This is a genomic window from Pseudomonas sp. WS 5503, assembly GCF_012985385.1.
GTDB lineage: Bacteria > Pseudomonadota > Gammaproteobacteria > Pseudomonadales > Pseudomonadaceae > Aquipseudomonas > Aquipseudomonas paracarnis.
On record NZ_JAAQWI010000019.1, the window covers coordinates 18,854 to 33,642 of the forward strand.

Below are 14,789 nucleotides of genomic sequence, written 5' to 3' on the forward strand. Positions count from 1 at the left end.
TTGTAAGGACAGTTTTCAGTGGGGCCTTGTCGCCAAGCGACAACTTCTTATAGCGCCAACCCGTGTTTTTCGCGGGTTTACGCCAATGCGACAAATAGCGTCGCAATGGCGCAGTTTAAACGCTGCGGCAGGTTTACGTCAGGATCATGCAGCGAAAGGGTTGGCACGCCCTAACGATCCAGCCTCGCCTACCTGCGTTCCGTGCAGCACGGCCTCAATACGCAAGGCAGACAGGGGCAAGGTCTGCGGGTTTCGTTGCGGGCATCACTATATATGCTCCAGCGCTGCATCAAAGTTGGTGTGATGTCGCTGCCTCAACTCAATGAAGATCCAGCCCATGCCCACCCCAACTCAGACCTCGCTCTCCCAACACCTCGCACAAGTCGCAGCCGTAGTGCCCGCCGAGGTCAACCCCCGCCTACCGAAATGGCTAGGGAACGCCTCAAGTGCCCGGCGTCAGGCCCTGAAAAACAGCCCAATTGAATTCGCCGATTGGTATGGCGATGCCAACCGCACCCAGCAAGCTCCCGCCAAGAAGGCCCTGGAGAACAGTTGGAAGGCACAAAACCAAGTCGACAGCGCCCTATCCATGCTCCAATCCCCGCAGGCATTTGCCGCCCCCTTGCTGCAGCAGGCACTCAAGCAGCAGTTCGACGCCGACTGCGACGTCAGCGCTATTTACCTGCGCTTGTATATCCCACAGACCACACCGCTGCTTCCCATAGAAACTGGCGCCAAAACCTGGACCGTTTCACTGGTGGAGGCGGCATTGCACAACTTTGATGCGGACGAAAGCAAGCCGACGGCATATGCCCCAGAGTCGACATTCATTACTCAGCCCTCCGCCACCGGGCAATTCAACACGCTGCCCCAATTACGCGAGAAAATCAGCATCGCGCAATTCATTGGGTTATGCCGCACGCTGGATGTCGGCAAGCAATACCAGCGCTACCTCAAGAACCTTTTGGGCTTCAATGACGCGGCGATCAAGGCTCAACTGCGCCAAAAGGTCATCAACAGCCTGAAAGCCGACGCCCAAGCCAGCTTGCATATGGCGCAGCTGAAAAAAGATGTATCGCCCCAAGCGTTCAATGCACTTCGCAGCTTTCTCAAAAACCTGATCGGCGACCTGAACGGCAGGCCGTTGCTGTGCCATGACCTTAGTCTGATGAACGCCCCCTTGACCGGCATCGTGCTGTTCGCCGCCGACCTGGAGTCCAATCGCAGCGCCGTCCCGATGGTGGCCTACATTCCGGGCGACCCGCAATCGCCGCTCAAGTATTACGCCAACGGTCAGGCTTTCATGCAGGACCTGGCGAACAAACTGCGCAGCGCCGACTATCAGGCGTTTTTCAGCCGTTTCGTCAGGCATGAACAGCGTGGCTACTTCTTTGCCGATCTCAACAGCCGCTTATCACAGGTCGTCTGGCACGAGCATGTTTCGGGCGACCCCCGCCCTGTCTGGCGTGACGAACCCGTGGCCAAAACCAACCTGCAATTCTATGCGACAAAAATCACCAACGACCTGTACGAGCACCTGTATGAGAACAAGCTTGATAAGTTGCTCAACGATGCTCGCGTAACGGCCATTCCCACCGCCGACGCTGACAGAAATGCTCGCTGGCGGCACTGGGAGGTTGTGCAGAAAATCGGTGAAGCCATTCTCGAAATCGCCGCCTTCATCGCAACACCCTTTGTTCCGCCGCTGGGCTTACTGATGCTCGGCTATACCGCCTATCAACTGCTCGACGATGTGTTCGAAGGCGTGCTCGACTGGGCCGAAGGGCTCAAGCGCCAGGCATTCGGGCACCTGATGTCAATCCTTGAGCAAATGGTCCAACTGGGGATGTTCGCGGTCGGCGCACCGATAGCCGAAAACCTGTTGCGACAGACGCTACCGAAGGCGCTATGGGACTTCTTTGACAGACTCACTCCGGTGACCACCGACCGTAAAACCCGTCTGTGGAACCCCGACCTGGCGCCCTACGCCCACGACATTCAACTGGTTCCGGGGGCGCGCCCCGGCCCGCAGGGATTACATGCCCATCAACAAAAGCAGATCCTGGCGCTGGACGGGCAATATTTCTCCATCAAACAACCCTCGGGCAACGCTAGCCTTGAACACCCTACGCGCCCCCACGCCTACCGCCCACGCGTACTGAGCAATGGCAAGGGCGCCTGGTTGACGCCCGTGGATCGCCCGTTGACCTGGAATCGCACCACCTTGCTGCGCCGGCTCGGCCCATCTGCCGAAGGTATCAGCGAAGCCGGTCTTGAAAGAGCCAGTCGCATCAGCGAGACCAATGATGACGCCCTGCGCAAACTGTACATGGACCACCAACCGCCACCGCCGCTGTTGGCCGACACACTCAAGCGCATCCGGATCGATGAGCAGCTGCAAACTTTCATCGACCAAATGAACAGCGATGACCCTGCGATGTATCAGAAGGCTGATACCCAAACGCAACTGTGGCTGCTGAGCCAGACGGGCCTATGGCCCGAATCCAAGACCCTGCGGTTTCTCAACGCCAAAGGTGAAACCGTCTGGGAGCACAAAGGCCATAAAAACGCCGCCGTGGCACAGATACACGAAGCCCAGATGAACAAGGGCGATTTGCTGACGATCGTGCTGGAAACCTTGAACGAGTCGGAACGCAAAACCTTGCTTGAAGAGCCGTTCGGCCCCACGCCCACCCTGCCTGCACGCACCGCTAAACTGCGCAAACAACTGGCACGCGCAGCTCAGAAAAGCCGCGCCTCGCTGTTCGACTCGCGTTATCGCGGGCTGGAGATAACCGCTGACGCACGCCTGCAAACCATCATCGACGCCGCGCCCGGCCTGCCAACGAGCGCCGCCGAAGATGTATTACGCTGCTCCACCGGCCAGCAGTTGCTGGACATCGACCAAGGCAAGGTACCCGCGCCGGTACTTGAGCGAGCACGCTGGGCCGCTCATCACGTTCGAATCAGCCGGGCGCATGAAGGGTTGTACATGACCGCTCTGGAAAACAGCGACACCCACCGCCTCGCCCTGCACTCGCTGGAAAACCTGCCGGGCTGGTCGCCGTCTGTGCGCCTGGAAGTGCGCGACTTCAAGCGAACCGGCAAGCTGCACGATGCAATCGGCGATCTTGAAGCACCGATCAAACGCACCCTGGTGCGTACCATCGAAGGCGAGTACATCCCCGAAGACGAAAAAGGCATGGTGCTTGCCGAAACGGATTTTTACACTGCCGTCCTGCAGGCCCTGCCTGACACTCAGCGCGATGCGCTGGGCATTCATATCGGCCAGGGTCCGTTGTTGCGGCAAACCTTGAGCCAGCGCCCCCTGACACGTGAAGCGCTCGGCGCGTTGTTGGCCCAGGATCCAGTGCGCAAACCTGCCTACGACCCCAGGCTGATGCGCCTGCCCGGCGGCATGGAAGGCTACCCCGCCACACCGCCTGAGGCCGGCAGCACCCCCGAGTTGGCGTTGTTACACGAACTGTACCCTGGCCTGAGCCCGCAAGAGCTGGCTCAGACACTGGACATTTTGAACAGCTATCCCAGCACTCCCTTACAGACGCTTCGCTACCTGAAAAACGAGCTTTTACGACTGAAAACCGATCTGATGGCCTGGCGCTCGAGCCTCTTGCAGGCCTCTCTCAACACCGATGCCCCGCTGCCCCCTTCCACGGTCGCCGAAGCGGAACTGCACCGCTGGATATGGACACAAGAACTGCTCCGCGGCTGGCGCCATGAAACGCCGATCGATACTGACCACGCAATCGGACGCACACTGAACCTTGGCTACCCCATACACGGCGAACTGCCTGTACTCAATGCAAACTTCGATCACATTTCCAGTTTGACGCTAAAGGGTTACCCCACTACCCGGGGAGCGCCAGGTTTCCTCACCCACTTCCCCAACCTACGTACGTTGCATCTGAGCGACGTTGCCCTCAACACAATTCCTCCCGAGGTCATCGCACTTTCTCACCTTGACAGACTGACGCTGCGCAACTGCAACCTGACCCTGCAAAACCGCACAGATCTTGATCCATTCACAGGACTCAAAAGCCTGGACCTGTCCAACAACAATCAGCTGTCACGGTCTCCCAACCTCGGGCACATGCCTGAACTACAGACGCTGAACCTGAGCGGAACCCATATCTCCCTGTTTCCCGAGAACTTGCTCAATCGCCCCCAACTAGTCAGCGCCGATCTGAGCAACAACTATTTGAGTCGGCTGCCTGATTTGATCTTCCAACTGCCAGGCAATGCCGCCAAAGCCTTTAACCTGTCAGGCAACGGGTTCTCACGCGCCACGCTGCAGAGGATCAAAGCCTATTGCCAGATAACCGGCGAACATTTTGGTGCTGATGCCAACCCCGCGCAGAGGCTTATGGTGCAAGCGCTTTACCCCAAGTACAGCGTCGACCAGGCGAATAACTTCATCTTCAGGCTGCCCGGCGGCCTGGACGACTCAATGGCACACTTGGTGCGCTTGAAAGCGGACTACGAGCGTCTTCAAGCCGATTTGCAGGAATGGATAGTGAGTGTGCCGGCGCAGCATCCGCGTACGAGGGCACCACTGGACGAGCAAGCCCAGGCTCAGCAGCAGTTGGTGCGAGACGAACTCAAAACAGTGCTGGAAGCAGCTTGGCGACGGGAAACCGCTCTGGACTCCGATCAAGAGCCGCCTGCCGCCTCCCACGAAATGGAAGTGACGCTGGCGCCGCTAGGCGATCTACCGTCATTGAATATCGATTTCGAGCACATTTCGAAGCTGGAATTGAGAGCAGAGGAAACTACGTCGATTCCCCAGGGATTTCTCGAGCACTTTCCCAACCTGGAAAGCCTGCTGATCTACCGCTATGCCTTGAACGACATTCCTGGCGCCGTGTTCAATCTACCCAAACTCAAGTCACTGAGCCTTGCAAACAGCCATATTCGCTTGACCACCACCAGCGCCGACGCCCTGAGCGACCTGCAAAACCTTGAGTACCTGGACCTGAGTCATAACCCGCTGGGCGTCGCGCCCGACATCAGCAAAATGTCGGGGCTGACAGGTTTGATGATCGAAGAAGCTGGCCTCACGCAAGTGCCGAACGGAATATTCAACCTGCCATCGCTTGATCAAGTGAGCTTGCGCAATAACCAGATTAGCGAGCTGCCCAGCGACCTCCTTGAAATGGATGCAGACAGAGCCCAGGGCTTCGACCTCAGCGGCAACCCGTTCTCGCCCGCGGCGATCGCCATGCTGCGCAGTTATTACAACCGCACGGCGGTAAGTTTCGATGTACCGGAAGCTTTACAACCCCCGCCGATCAATCCCAACCAGGACTCCGTCAGCGGTGGACCCGACACAGAGGGCGATGAATAGCCCGCCGCTCAACCGCGCTCGGAGGGCACCGACGACAACTCGAACGGGCTGCTGCTGCGCCGTTGGTTGCGGTCTTCACGGGGAGTAGCGCCGAAGAAGTTACGGTAGGCGCTGGAGAAATGCGGCCCCGAGGAGAAGCCGCACGACAGGCCGATCTGGATGATCGACTTGCTGGTTTGCATCAACATCTGGCGCGCCTTGTTCAGGCGCAGTTCCAGGTAATACTGGCTGGGAACGCGGTTAAGGTACTGCTTGAAGATGCGCTCCAGCTGTCGTCGCGACACGCACACGTGCTGGGCAATTTCATCGGTGGTCAGCGGCTCTTCAATATTGGCTTCCATCAACAACACCGCCTGGGTCAGCTTCGGATGGCTGGAGCCCAGGCGGTTTTGCAACGGAATGCGCTGGCGCTCGCCGCCCTCACGGATGCGCTCCACCACCAATTCTTCAGACACGGCACCGGCCAACTCGGCGCCATGGTCACGGGCCAGTACCGCCAACAGCAGGTCAAGTACCGACATGCCGCCGCAAGCGGTCAGGCGATCACGGTCCCAGTCAAACAGGTGGCTGGTGGCGATGACCTTGGGGAAACGCTCGGCGAAATCGTCCTGCCAGCGCCAATGCACGGCAGCACGATAACCATCCAGCAAACCAAGCTGGGCCAATGGGTACACGCCCGCCGATAACCCGCCGATCACGCAACCAGCCCGAACCAGCTGCTTGAGCGCTGTGCTGAGCTGCGAGGCGATGGCGGCAGGCGGCTCATCCGCCAGCAGGAACAGTTTCTGAAAACCTTCCAGCTTGCCGGCCCACGGCTCGCCCGGCAGTTGCCAGGCCCCCTCGGTTTGCGGCTCGGCCTGCAGAAACGACAATTCGTAGACCACATCCGGATGCACCCGCTGAGCAACGCGCAAGGCCTCCTCAGCCAGCGCAAGCGTGAGTGCTTTTGTGCTGGGCCAAATCAGGAAACCAATTTTGTGGGCGGTCATGGAGTGCTATCCGGAGCGAAAACGGTGAAAGAAGCTGTGGGCCAATGCTAGCCCGTAAACCAACACAAATCTCAAAAACAATGAAGCCCTGCCCTCCTGTAGGAGCGAGCTTGCTCGCGAAAAACCTGAGAACGCCACGGGGTATCAGGCTTCCCGCGTTATCGTTGACGATCTTCGCGAGCAAGCTCGCTCCTACAGGGGATGGGTGGCAACCTTGACTATTTCAAGCTGCCGGACAGGAATTGCTGAAGGCGCTCGGACTGCGGGTTCACCAGCACTTCCCTCGGATTGCCACGCTCTTCAACAATGCCTTTGTGCAAAAACACCAACTGGTTCGACACTTCCCGGGCAAAGCCCATTTCGTGGGTCACCACCACCATGGTGCGGCCTTCCTGGGCCAGATCCTGCATGACCTTGAGCACTTCGCCCACCAACTCCGGATCCAGCGCCGAAGTAGGTTCGTCGAACAGCATCACCTCAGGTTCCATCGCCAGCGCACGAGCAATCGCTACGCGCTGCTGCTCGCCACCGGACATGTGGCCCGGGAACGCATCCTTACGATGGCCCACGCCGACTTTGGCCAGGTAATGCTCGGCCTTTTCACGGGCCTCTTTCTTCGATATGCCCAACACGTGCACCGGGGCTTCCATCACGTTTTCAATCGCGGTCATGTGCGACCACAGGTTGAAATGCTGGAACACCATGGACAGGCGTGAACGCATACGTTGCAGTTGCTTGGGGTCGGCAGCCTTCATGGCGCCGTCCTTGTTGGCCACCAGTTTCAGCTCTTCGTTATTGAGCAGAATCTTGCCGGCGTGGGGCTGCTCCAGCAGGTTGATGCAGCGCAAAAAGGTACTTTTGCCCGAACCGCTGGAACCGATGATGCTGATCACATCACCGGCGGCGGCGGCCAGGGACACACCCTTGAGCACTTCATGACTGCCATAGCGTTTATGCAGGTCTTGGACTTCAAGCTTGTACATGCGGTCGGTTCTCACAAAAACAGGTGGTCAGTCGTTGAGCAAGCGCCCGTGACGCAGCGCTTCGCGCCCCGCCACCTTGGCCAGTCAGAAATCCGCTTGGGCATAACGTAGCCGTTCAACGGCAAACAACACCCCCGAGGTGCCCGCGCAAATAGTGCTTACGCGGTCAGTCAGGGGGTCAATCACTTCAAAAATCTCGTCGCCGGTTTCTACCCAGTCGCCCGCTTTACGCAGGTAACTGATCACCCCGGCATGGGGCGCGAACAGCAGTTCGGTGCCCTCGAAAGGCACACCTTCGCAAGGTTCGTGTTGCGGCGCGGGCCATTCGCCCTTGATCAAGCCTTGTTCGGCGAGGAATGCAAGGATGCCTTCGGCGTGGAAGATGGCTTCATCACGGCCTGTGTCGGCCTGGCCGCCCAACTCCAACGTCGTCGCCAGACAGGCCAGCGGAATCTGCGCCTGCGGGAACAGGCGCGACAAACGCAGCCACGGCAACGAGCACGCCTCGTCAAACGAACTGCCGCCGGAATCTTCCGCCAGCAGGCCGACCTTCACATTCAGATGTGCTGACAGCGACCGCCACTGCGGCCAGTGTTGGGGCAGCGCGTACATGTGCAGTGCGGCTTCGGCGTCGCAATGCAGGTCCAGCACCACATCGGCGGTGCAGGCATGGCTCAGCAGGATACGCTGCATGCCTTGCAACTGGCTGCTCGGCTCGGGCAAGGCGGCGAGCGTATCGCTCATGGCCTGGCGAATCATGCGCACATTGGCGTGCGGGTCATCACCCAGTTTGCCTTGCAACAATGCACCGACCGGATCGCTCAACTCAACGAAGTCGCGATTGAAGTTCTTGCCGCTGCCCACTTCGAAACGCCCCTGGTGGCTGCCTTGCAACAGCTGGCCAAGGCCCATCGGGTTAGCCACCGGCACCAGCTCGATCACGCCGTTGAGGGCGCCCTGCTGCTCCAGCTTTGTGAGGCGTTTTTTCAGTTCCCACGCGGCACGCATACCCGGCAACTCATCGGCGTGCAGGCTGGCCTGGATATAGGCCTTGCGCTCGCCGCTGCCAAAGCGGAACACGCTCAGTTGGCGCTCGCAGCCCAAATGCCCCCAGGGCAGCAGATGATCGATACGTTCCATATCAGTGCTTCCGTGGAGCCAGGTAGCTCAGCCAGCGGCGCTCGGCCAACTTGAACAGGCGCACCAGGATGAAGGTCAGGCACAGGTAGAACACGCCAGCGGTGATATAGGCTTCGAACGGCAGGTAATACTGGGCATTGACCGTACGCGCGGCACCGGTGATGTCGATCAGGGTAACGATGGACGCCAGGCTGGTGGTCTGCAGCATCATGATCACTTCGTTGCTGTACTGCGGCAGCGCACGGCGCAGGGCCGACGGCAACAGGATGCGGCGGTACAGTTTGTAGCGCGACATGCCCATGGCCTTGGCCGCTTCGATCTCACCGTTAGGCGTGGCCTTGAGGCTACCGGCGATAATTTCGGCGGTGTAGGCGCTGGTATTGATCGCAAACGCCAGGCACGCACAGAACGTTGCGCTGGACAGCAGCGGCCACAGGAAGCTTTCGCGCACCACTTCGAACTGTGCCAGGCCGTAGTAGATCAAAAACAGCTGCACCAGCATCGGCGTGCCGCGGATCACGTAGGTGTAAAGCCAGGCCACGCCGTTGACGATCGGCTGCTTGGACACGCGCATCAAGCCCAGGGGCAAGGCCGCGAGCAGGCCGAAGAACAGCGAGATAGCGAGCAGTTTCAGGGTGGTCAGCAAGCCGCCAAGGTACAGCGGCATGGCCTCCCAGATGACGTTGTAGTCGAAGATCATAGATCAGCCGCCCTTACGCCTACCGAGTAGCGCTTCTCAAGGTAACGCAAGGCCAGCAACGACACGCTGGTGACCACCAGGTACATCGCCGCCACTGCGAGGAAGAAGGTAAAAGGCTCGCGGGTGGCGTCTGCCGCCTGCTTGGCCTTGAACATCATGTCTTGCAGACCTACCACCGAAATCAGCGCGGTGGCCTTGGTCAATACCAGCCAGTTGTTGGTAAACCCGGGGATCGCCAGCCGAATCATCTGCGGCACCATCACCCGGAAAAACACCTGGAAGCTGCTCATGCCATACGCCAGGCCGGCTTCGGCCTGGCCCTTGGGAATGGCCATGAAGGCGCCACGGAAGGTTTCCGAGAGGTAAGCGCCAAAGATGAAACCCAGGGTGCCGATACCGGCGGCCAGGGGGTTCAAGTCGATATAGTCGTCAAAGCCCAATAGCGGCGCGACGCGGTTAAGCAAGTCCTGACCGCCGTAGAAAATCAGCAGGATCAGCACCAGGTCGGGGATCCCGCGGATCACCGTGGAGTACAAGTCGCCCAGCCAAGCCAGCCAACGTACCGGCGACAGGCGTAGCGCGACCCCGATCAGACCCAGAACAATGGCCAAGGCCATGGACGACAAGGCGAGCTGAAGCGTCAACCAAGCGCCATCGAGGATAACGGCCCCGTAGCCTTTCAACATGATTCAGGTCCTCGAAAAGGGGGATGAAAAAATGGCGCAAACTTCAGGATGACTGTTGCTTGCGCCATTTCGGACAGACAGCTGCGATGAGTTACTTGGCGTCAGCGCCGTAAATATCGAAGTCGAAGTACTTGTCCTGGATTTTCTTGTATTCGCCGTTGGCACGGATTGCAGCGATGGCCGCATTGATGCGCTCAAGGTTTTCCTTGTCGCCTTTGCGCACTGCGATGCCGATACCGTCGCCGAAGTATTTGGCTTCGGTGAACGATGGGCCTACAAACGCGTAGCCTTTGCCGGCGTCGGTTTTCAGGAAACCATCTTGCAGCAGGGTGGCGTCAGCCACGGTACCGTCGAGACGACCGGCAGCCACGTCCAGGTAGATTTCGTTCTGGGTACTGTAACCCTTGATATCCGCACCTTTTGGCGCCAGGACTTCACGGGCGAAACGATCGTGGATCGAACCGCGCTGCACACCGATCTTCTTGCCCTTCAACTCATCCAGGCTGTCGCTGACGGTGGTGCCTTCCTTCATCACCAGGCGCGCTGGGGACAGGTAGTAGCGGGTGGTGAAGTCCACGGATTTCTTGCGGTCTTCAGTGATGGACATGGACGACAGAATCGCGTCGATCTTGCGCACTTTCAGCGCAGGGATCAGGCCATCGAATTCCTGCTCAACCCAGGTGCACTTGACGTCCATCTGCTTGCACAGCGCATTGCCGATGTCGTAGTCAAAACCGACGATGCTGCCATCCGGCGCCTTCGAGGCAAACGGAGGGTAAGCCGCTTCGATACCAATTTTCAGCGGCTTGCCTTCGGCGAAAGCCTGCATGGACAGCACGGACAGCGCCAGGGCGCCCAACAGCACGAGTTTCTTCATCTTGGGACTCCATCGGTATAGGGCAAAAACAGCAGTATGAGCCATGGCCCACGATGCGGCGAAGGTGTAACCGAATAGCGGTGCTGCGTCCTGCGCGGGCGACACCTGCGACGACGAGCGAGTGATCGGCATTCTAACGACAGGCCGGAAGCCGATATTTCCTCAATGCGACAACAATTTACAGAAGCACTGAGAAAGCGGTTCCAACACATTGACAGCCTCTGAATTTTATGCAGAGACAAAAGATATTAAACCTGATGATGCTGCAAATTGCGGGCCTATTATTCGCAAACCCTTCTAGCACGGCAAGTCTGGCGTTTAATCTTATTTTTGGGAGTGTCTAGAACGCGGTTTTTCAGGGCGTGGGCGTGGTCCATTGCCCCAGCTTTGTGCGGGTGGTTACACATTTGGGCGGGCCGGTAACATTCAGAAACGTCCTACCGAAAAAACCGATATTTATTGGCTTGGTTGTGATGCGGCTCTGTCAGACCGCCACCCACACCCCTTTATGGAATGCGATCTGAACTGTGGGAGCTGGCTTGCCTGCGATAACGGTGTATCAGCCAAAGATGGGCTAACTGATAAATAGCTATCGCAGGCAAGCCAGTTCCCACGTTGAACCTCGGTGCTTCTGAGTCCCCAAAAAAAGCCCCACCCGGCTTGCACCGAATGGGGCTCTGTCCCACCTACCCCGCTTACGCGACGTTCATGGTCTTGTGCGTTTCAATCAAATGCGCCACCACGCTCGGATCTGCCAGGGTGGAGATATCCCCCAACCCATCGTATTCAGCCGTGGCGATCTTGCGCAAAATGCGCCGCATGATTTTCCCCGAGCGCGTTTTCGGCAACCCAGGCGCCCACTGGATTACGTCCGGCGAGGCAATCGGCCCGATTTCCTTGCGCACCCAGTTTTTCAGCTCCAGGCGCAGTGCTTCGTTGGGCTCTTCACCATTCTTCAAGGTGACATACACATAAATGCCCTGCCCCTTGATGTCATGCGGCACGCCCACCACCGCCGCCTCGGCGACTTTGGGGTGCGCAACCATGGCGCTCTCGATCTCGGCAGTACCCATGCGGTGGCCGGACACGTTCAACACGTCATCCACACGGCCAGTGATCCACCAGTAACCATCCTCATCGCGACGTGCGCCGTCACCGGTGAAGTACATGCCGCGGAAGGTCTTGAAGTAGGTGTCGACAAAACGGTCATGGTCGCCGTACAGGGTACGCGCCTGGCCTGGCCAGGAATCCAGAATCACCAGGTTGCCTTCGGCGGCGCCTTCGATGATGTTGCCCAGGTTGTCCACTAGCGCCGGCACCACACCGAAGAACGGCCGTGCCGCCGAACCCGGCTTCAACGCATGGGCGCCTGGCAGTGGGCTCATCAGCGTGGCACCGGTTTCGGTCTGCCACCAGGTATCGACGATCGGGCAACGGGATTGGCCGACGTTCTTGTAGTACCAGTCCCAGGCTTCCGGGTTGATCGGCTCACCCACCGAACCCAACAGGCGCAGGCTGCTGCCGTCGGCGCCTTCACAGGCCGCGGTGCCGGAGGCCATCATGGCGCGGATCGCGGTCGGTGCGGTGTAGAGGATGTTGACCTTGTGCTTGTCGACGATCTTCGCCACGCGGGTGATGTCCGGGTAGTTCGGCACGCCTTCGAACAGCAGCGTGGTCGCGCCATTGGCCAGCGGGCCGTAGACGATGTAGGTGTGGCCAGTGACCCAGCCGACGTCGGCGGTGCACCAGTAGATTTCGCCTGGGCGATAGTCGAATACGCGCTCGTGGGTCAGGGCCGCATAGAGCAAGTAGCCACCGGTGGTGTGCTGCACACCCTTGGGCTTGCCGGTAGAGCCGGAGGTATAGAGGATAAACAGCGCTTCTTCGGCGCCCATCTCTTTTGGCGCACACACGGTGCCCGCCACTTTCATCAGGTCTTCGTACCAGATGTCGCGATGCTGGTTCCACTTGATCGCGCCATTGGTGCGCTTGCACACGATCACCTTCTGGATGCTGCTGGTTTCCGGGTTGGTCAGTGCGTCGTCAACGTTAGCCTTAAGCGGAATTTTCTTACCGGCGCGAATGCCTTCGTCAGCGGTAATCACCACTTTCGACTTACAGTCGATGATGCGACCGGCCAGGGCTTCTGGGGAAAAACCGCCAAACACCACCGAATGGATCGCGCCGATGCGGGTACAGGCCAGCATGGCGACCACGGCTTCGGGAATCATCGGCATATAGATAGTCACCACATCGCCGCGGTGCACGTCCTGGCCGCGCAAGGCGTTGGCGAACTTGCAGACTTCTTCATGCAACTCGCGGTAGGTGATGTTGCGGCTCTCGGCAGGGTCGTCGCCCTCCCAGATGATTGCGATCTGGTCGCCACGCTCGGCGAGGTGACGGTCCAGGCAATTGTAGGAAACGTTCAGGGTGCCATCGGCGAACCATTTGATGTCGACATGGTGGTCGTCGAAAGAGGTCTGCTTCACCGCGGTGAAAGGCTTGACCCAGTCAAGGCGCTTGGCTTGCTCGCGCCAGAAGCCATCGGGGTTGACCACCGACTGCTGGTACATGGCCTTGTAGGTCGCCTCGTCGGTCAGCGTGTTGGCTGCTACTTCGGGGCGAACGGGGTACAGGGAAGCCGCACTCATCTTTCTTACCTCGGTGACATAGTTGTTGTTGTATGGCCCCTGTTGTAGCCGGGGTGGGCCTATAGAACCATTCGACGATGGTAGTAACAAGACCCTACAAATTGCCCTGCTATGCCTTTTCACCGCTCTGGCCCGCGTGCTGCGGCGGCTGGCAGGTTTCTGAAAAAATCTTGATTGAGGGATTGTTACAAAAACCGCCAAAAGTGTTTATCAAAACCACGGGTATATGAATATAACCGAGGCGCCTAAAATCAACTCCGCCAACAAGGCACTCTGATTAACAACGCAACAGCCCCCACGAAGGCAACGTTAATCCGAACTTCCCAACTTTTAAGTGACACACGCGGCCTCACAAGGGCCCCGTGCCCCCTTTCGCCCTGAAGAAGGTAATGAAGAAATGAAAGCGTTATTAGTGATCGCCCTGAGCAGCTTGTGCGCCACCGCCGCCCTGGCGGACGAAGCCCCGACTGAACTGGCCGGCCAGAACGCCCCGATTGTCGAGGACTACACCTATAGCACGCACTTGGATGTGGCCAAAGTCTTGTCCATGAGCAGCATTCCAGAAGTCTGCGAAGTTGTACCGGTGAAGATGGAATATGAAGATTCTCAAGGCCAGCGTCATATTCTTAACTATCAAGTAATGGGCAATGGTTGCTCTAACGGCTAACAACTTCTGAAGTTGGATTCTTAATTGCCGCAAGAAATCGTTCTTGCGGCCAAGAACCCGCCCTTGAATACACCCCACATCAATTGTGGGAGCTGGCTTGCCTGCGATGGCGATTTCAGCCACGACCACTCTTTTTACGCCCCCTTCCCCTGCCCCAAAAAAAACATCCCCGCCCGTCAAAAACCCCCACGCCCAGCAAAGCCTTGCAAACACTCGCTTTGGCCGAAACCCACGTCATTTTGGCGCTCCCAAGTGACCATCCGCCGCAACACAAACCTGAATTTTTCCCTATAATGCGCGGGTAAATCGGGCCTGCAATATCCCTTTACACAGGGATAAAGAGCCAGACCTTGAGCCTGCGCTGCAGCAAGCACGCATCGCTGCGCCCCTCAAGCCTCATGCAGCACCCGCAACCTGATTCCGTTTATTTGCCTGCGCGAGCTGTTGCAACAAACGATTCCTTAAGATCCACCGCGGCCCTAGGGCCGTGTGAACACCCAACCATCCGGTTTCACACGGGCACCTTTGAGCCCTCACGCAGGAGACGACACGTCATGCTGAGCTGGGACGAATTCGACAAAGAAGAAGAAGGCGAAGTAGCCGCCAAAGGCGCCAACGCCGGCCACGCCACCGAAGCCAACATGGACCGCCTCGACGGTGCCGGCGCCGCCGCCGCCGTGGAAGCCCGCGCCGTCACCGCCAACGACTCCGCCGCCATCGTGCGCGCCAAT

Annotated in this window: 9 protein-coding genes and 2 pseudogenes; 3 read left to right on the forward strand and 8 right to left on the reverse strand. The window is 58.6% G+C overall.

Annotated features, from left to right (window positions below):
• The first annotated feature begins 337 nt into the window (after window positions 1-337).
• Window positions 338-5,365, forward strand: coding sequence for a DUF6543 domain-containing protein (locus tag HBO10_RS30785; RefSeq protein ID WP_034128469.1), 5,028 nt, complete (start codon window positions 338-340; stop codon window positions 5,363-5,365).
• An 8-nt stretch (window positions 5,366-5,373) separates the two neighbouring features.
• Here the strand turns inward: HBO10_RS30785 and argR are convergent, their stop codons facing one another.
• The 8 genes and pseudogenes from argR to acs all read right to left on the reverse strand — a co-directional run bounded on the left by argR (window position 5,374) and on the right by acs (window position 13,391).
• Window positions 5,374-6,354 carry a transcriptional regulator ArgR gene (argR, locus tag HBO10_RS30790; protein WP_034128470.1) on the reverse strand — a complete coding sequence of 327 codons (981 nt, stop codon included), beginning with the start codon at window positions 6,352-6,354 and terminating at the stop codon, window positions 5,374-5,376.
• A gap of 97 nt (window positions 6,355-6,451) precedes the next feature.
• Window positions 6,452-6,538, reverse strand: a pseudogene (locus tag HBO10_RS31610) (outer membrane lipoprotein carrier protein LolA); the annotation flags it as partial.
• A gap of 34 nt (window positions 6,539-6,572) precedes the next feature.
• Window positions 6,573-7,337, reverse strand: a complete 765-nt coding sequence (locus HBO10_RS30795; RefSeq protein WP_014719598.1) for an ATP-binding cassette domain-containing protein — start codon at window positions 7,335-7,337, stop codon at window positions 6,573-6,575.
• 84 nt (window positions 7,338-7,421) lie between these two features.
• Window positions 7,422-8,477 (reverse strand): succinylglutamate desuccinylase/aspartoacylase family protein, encoded by a 1,056-nt coding sequence (locus tag HBO10_RS30800; protein WP_169922251.1) that lies wholly within the window; start codon window positions 8,475-8,477, stop codon window positions 7,422-7,424.
• A 1-nt stretch (window position 8,478) separates the two neighbouring features.
• Entirely contained in the window at window positions 8,479-9,177 is a 699-nt protein-coding gene (locus HBO10_RS30805; protein WP_003193625.1) for an ABC transporter permease, read from the reverse strand.
• Window positions 9,174-9,863 carry an ABC transporter permease gene (locus tag HBO10_RS30810; protein ID WP_169922252.1) on the reverse strand — a complete coding sequence of 230 codons (690 nt, stop codon included), beginning with the start codon at window positions 9,861-9,863 and terminating at the stop codon, window positions 9,174-9,176. The genes HBO10_RS30805 and HBO10_RS30810 overlap by 4 nt, the downstream gene beginning before the upstream one ends.
• Before the next feature lie 91 nt (window positions 9,864-9,954).
• Window positions 9,955-10,740: an ABC transporter substrate-binding protein gene (locus HBO10_RS30815; protein WP_034128472.1), complete on the reverse strand. Its 786-nt coding sequence runs from the start codon at window positions 10,738-10,740 to the stop codon at window positions 9,955-9,957.
• A gap of 695 nt (window positions 10,741-11,435) precedes the next feature.
• Window positions 11,436-13,391, reverse strand: a complete 1,956-nt coding sequence (gene acs, locus HBO10_RS30820) for an acetate--CoA ligase (RefSeq protein ID WP_005790645.1) — start codon at window positions 13,389-13,391, stop codon at window positions 11,436-11,438.
• A 397-nt stretch (window positions 13,392-13,788) separates the two neighbouring features.
• Between acs and HBO10_RS30825 the strand changes: the two genes are divergently transcribed.
• The gene (locus tag HBO10_RS30825) at window positions 13,789-14,058 is read left to right on the forward strand and encodes a DUF2790 domain-containing protein (protein WP_034128473.1); all 270 of its coding nucleotides are present in this window, start codon (window positions 13,789-13,791) and stop codon (window positions 14,056-14,058) included.
• Between the two features lie 554 nt (window positions 14,059-14,612).
• Window positions 14,613-14,789 (forward strand): annotated as a pseudogene (locus tag HBO10_RS30830) (ribonucleotide-diphosphate reductase subunit beta); the annotation flags it as partial.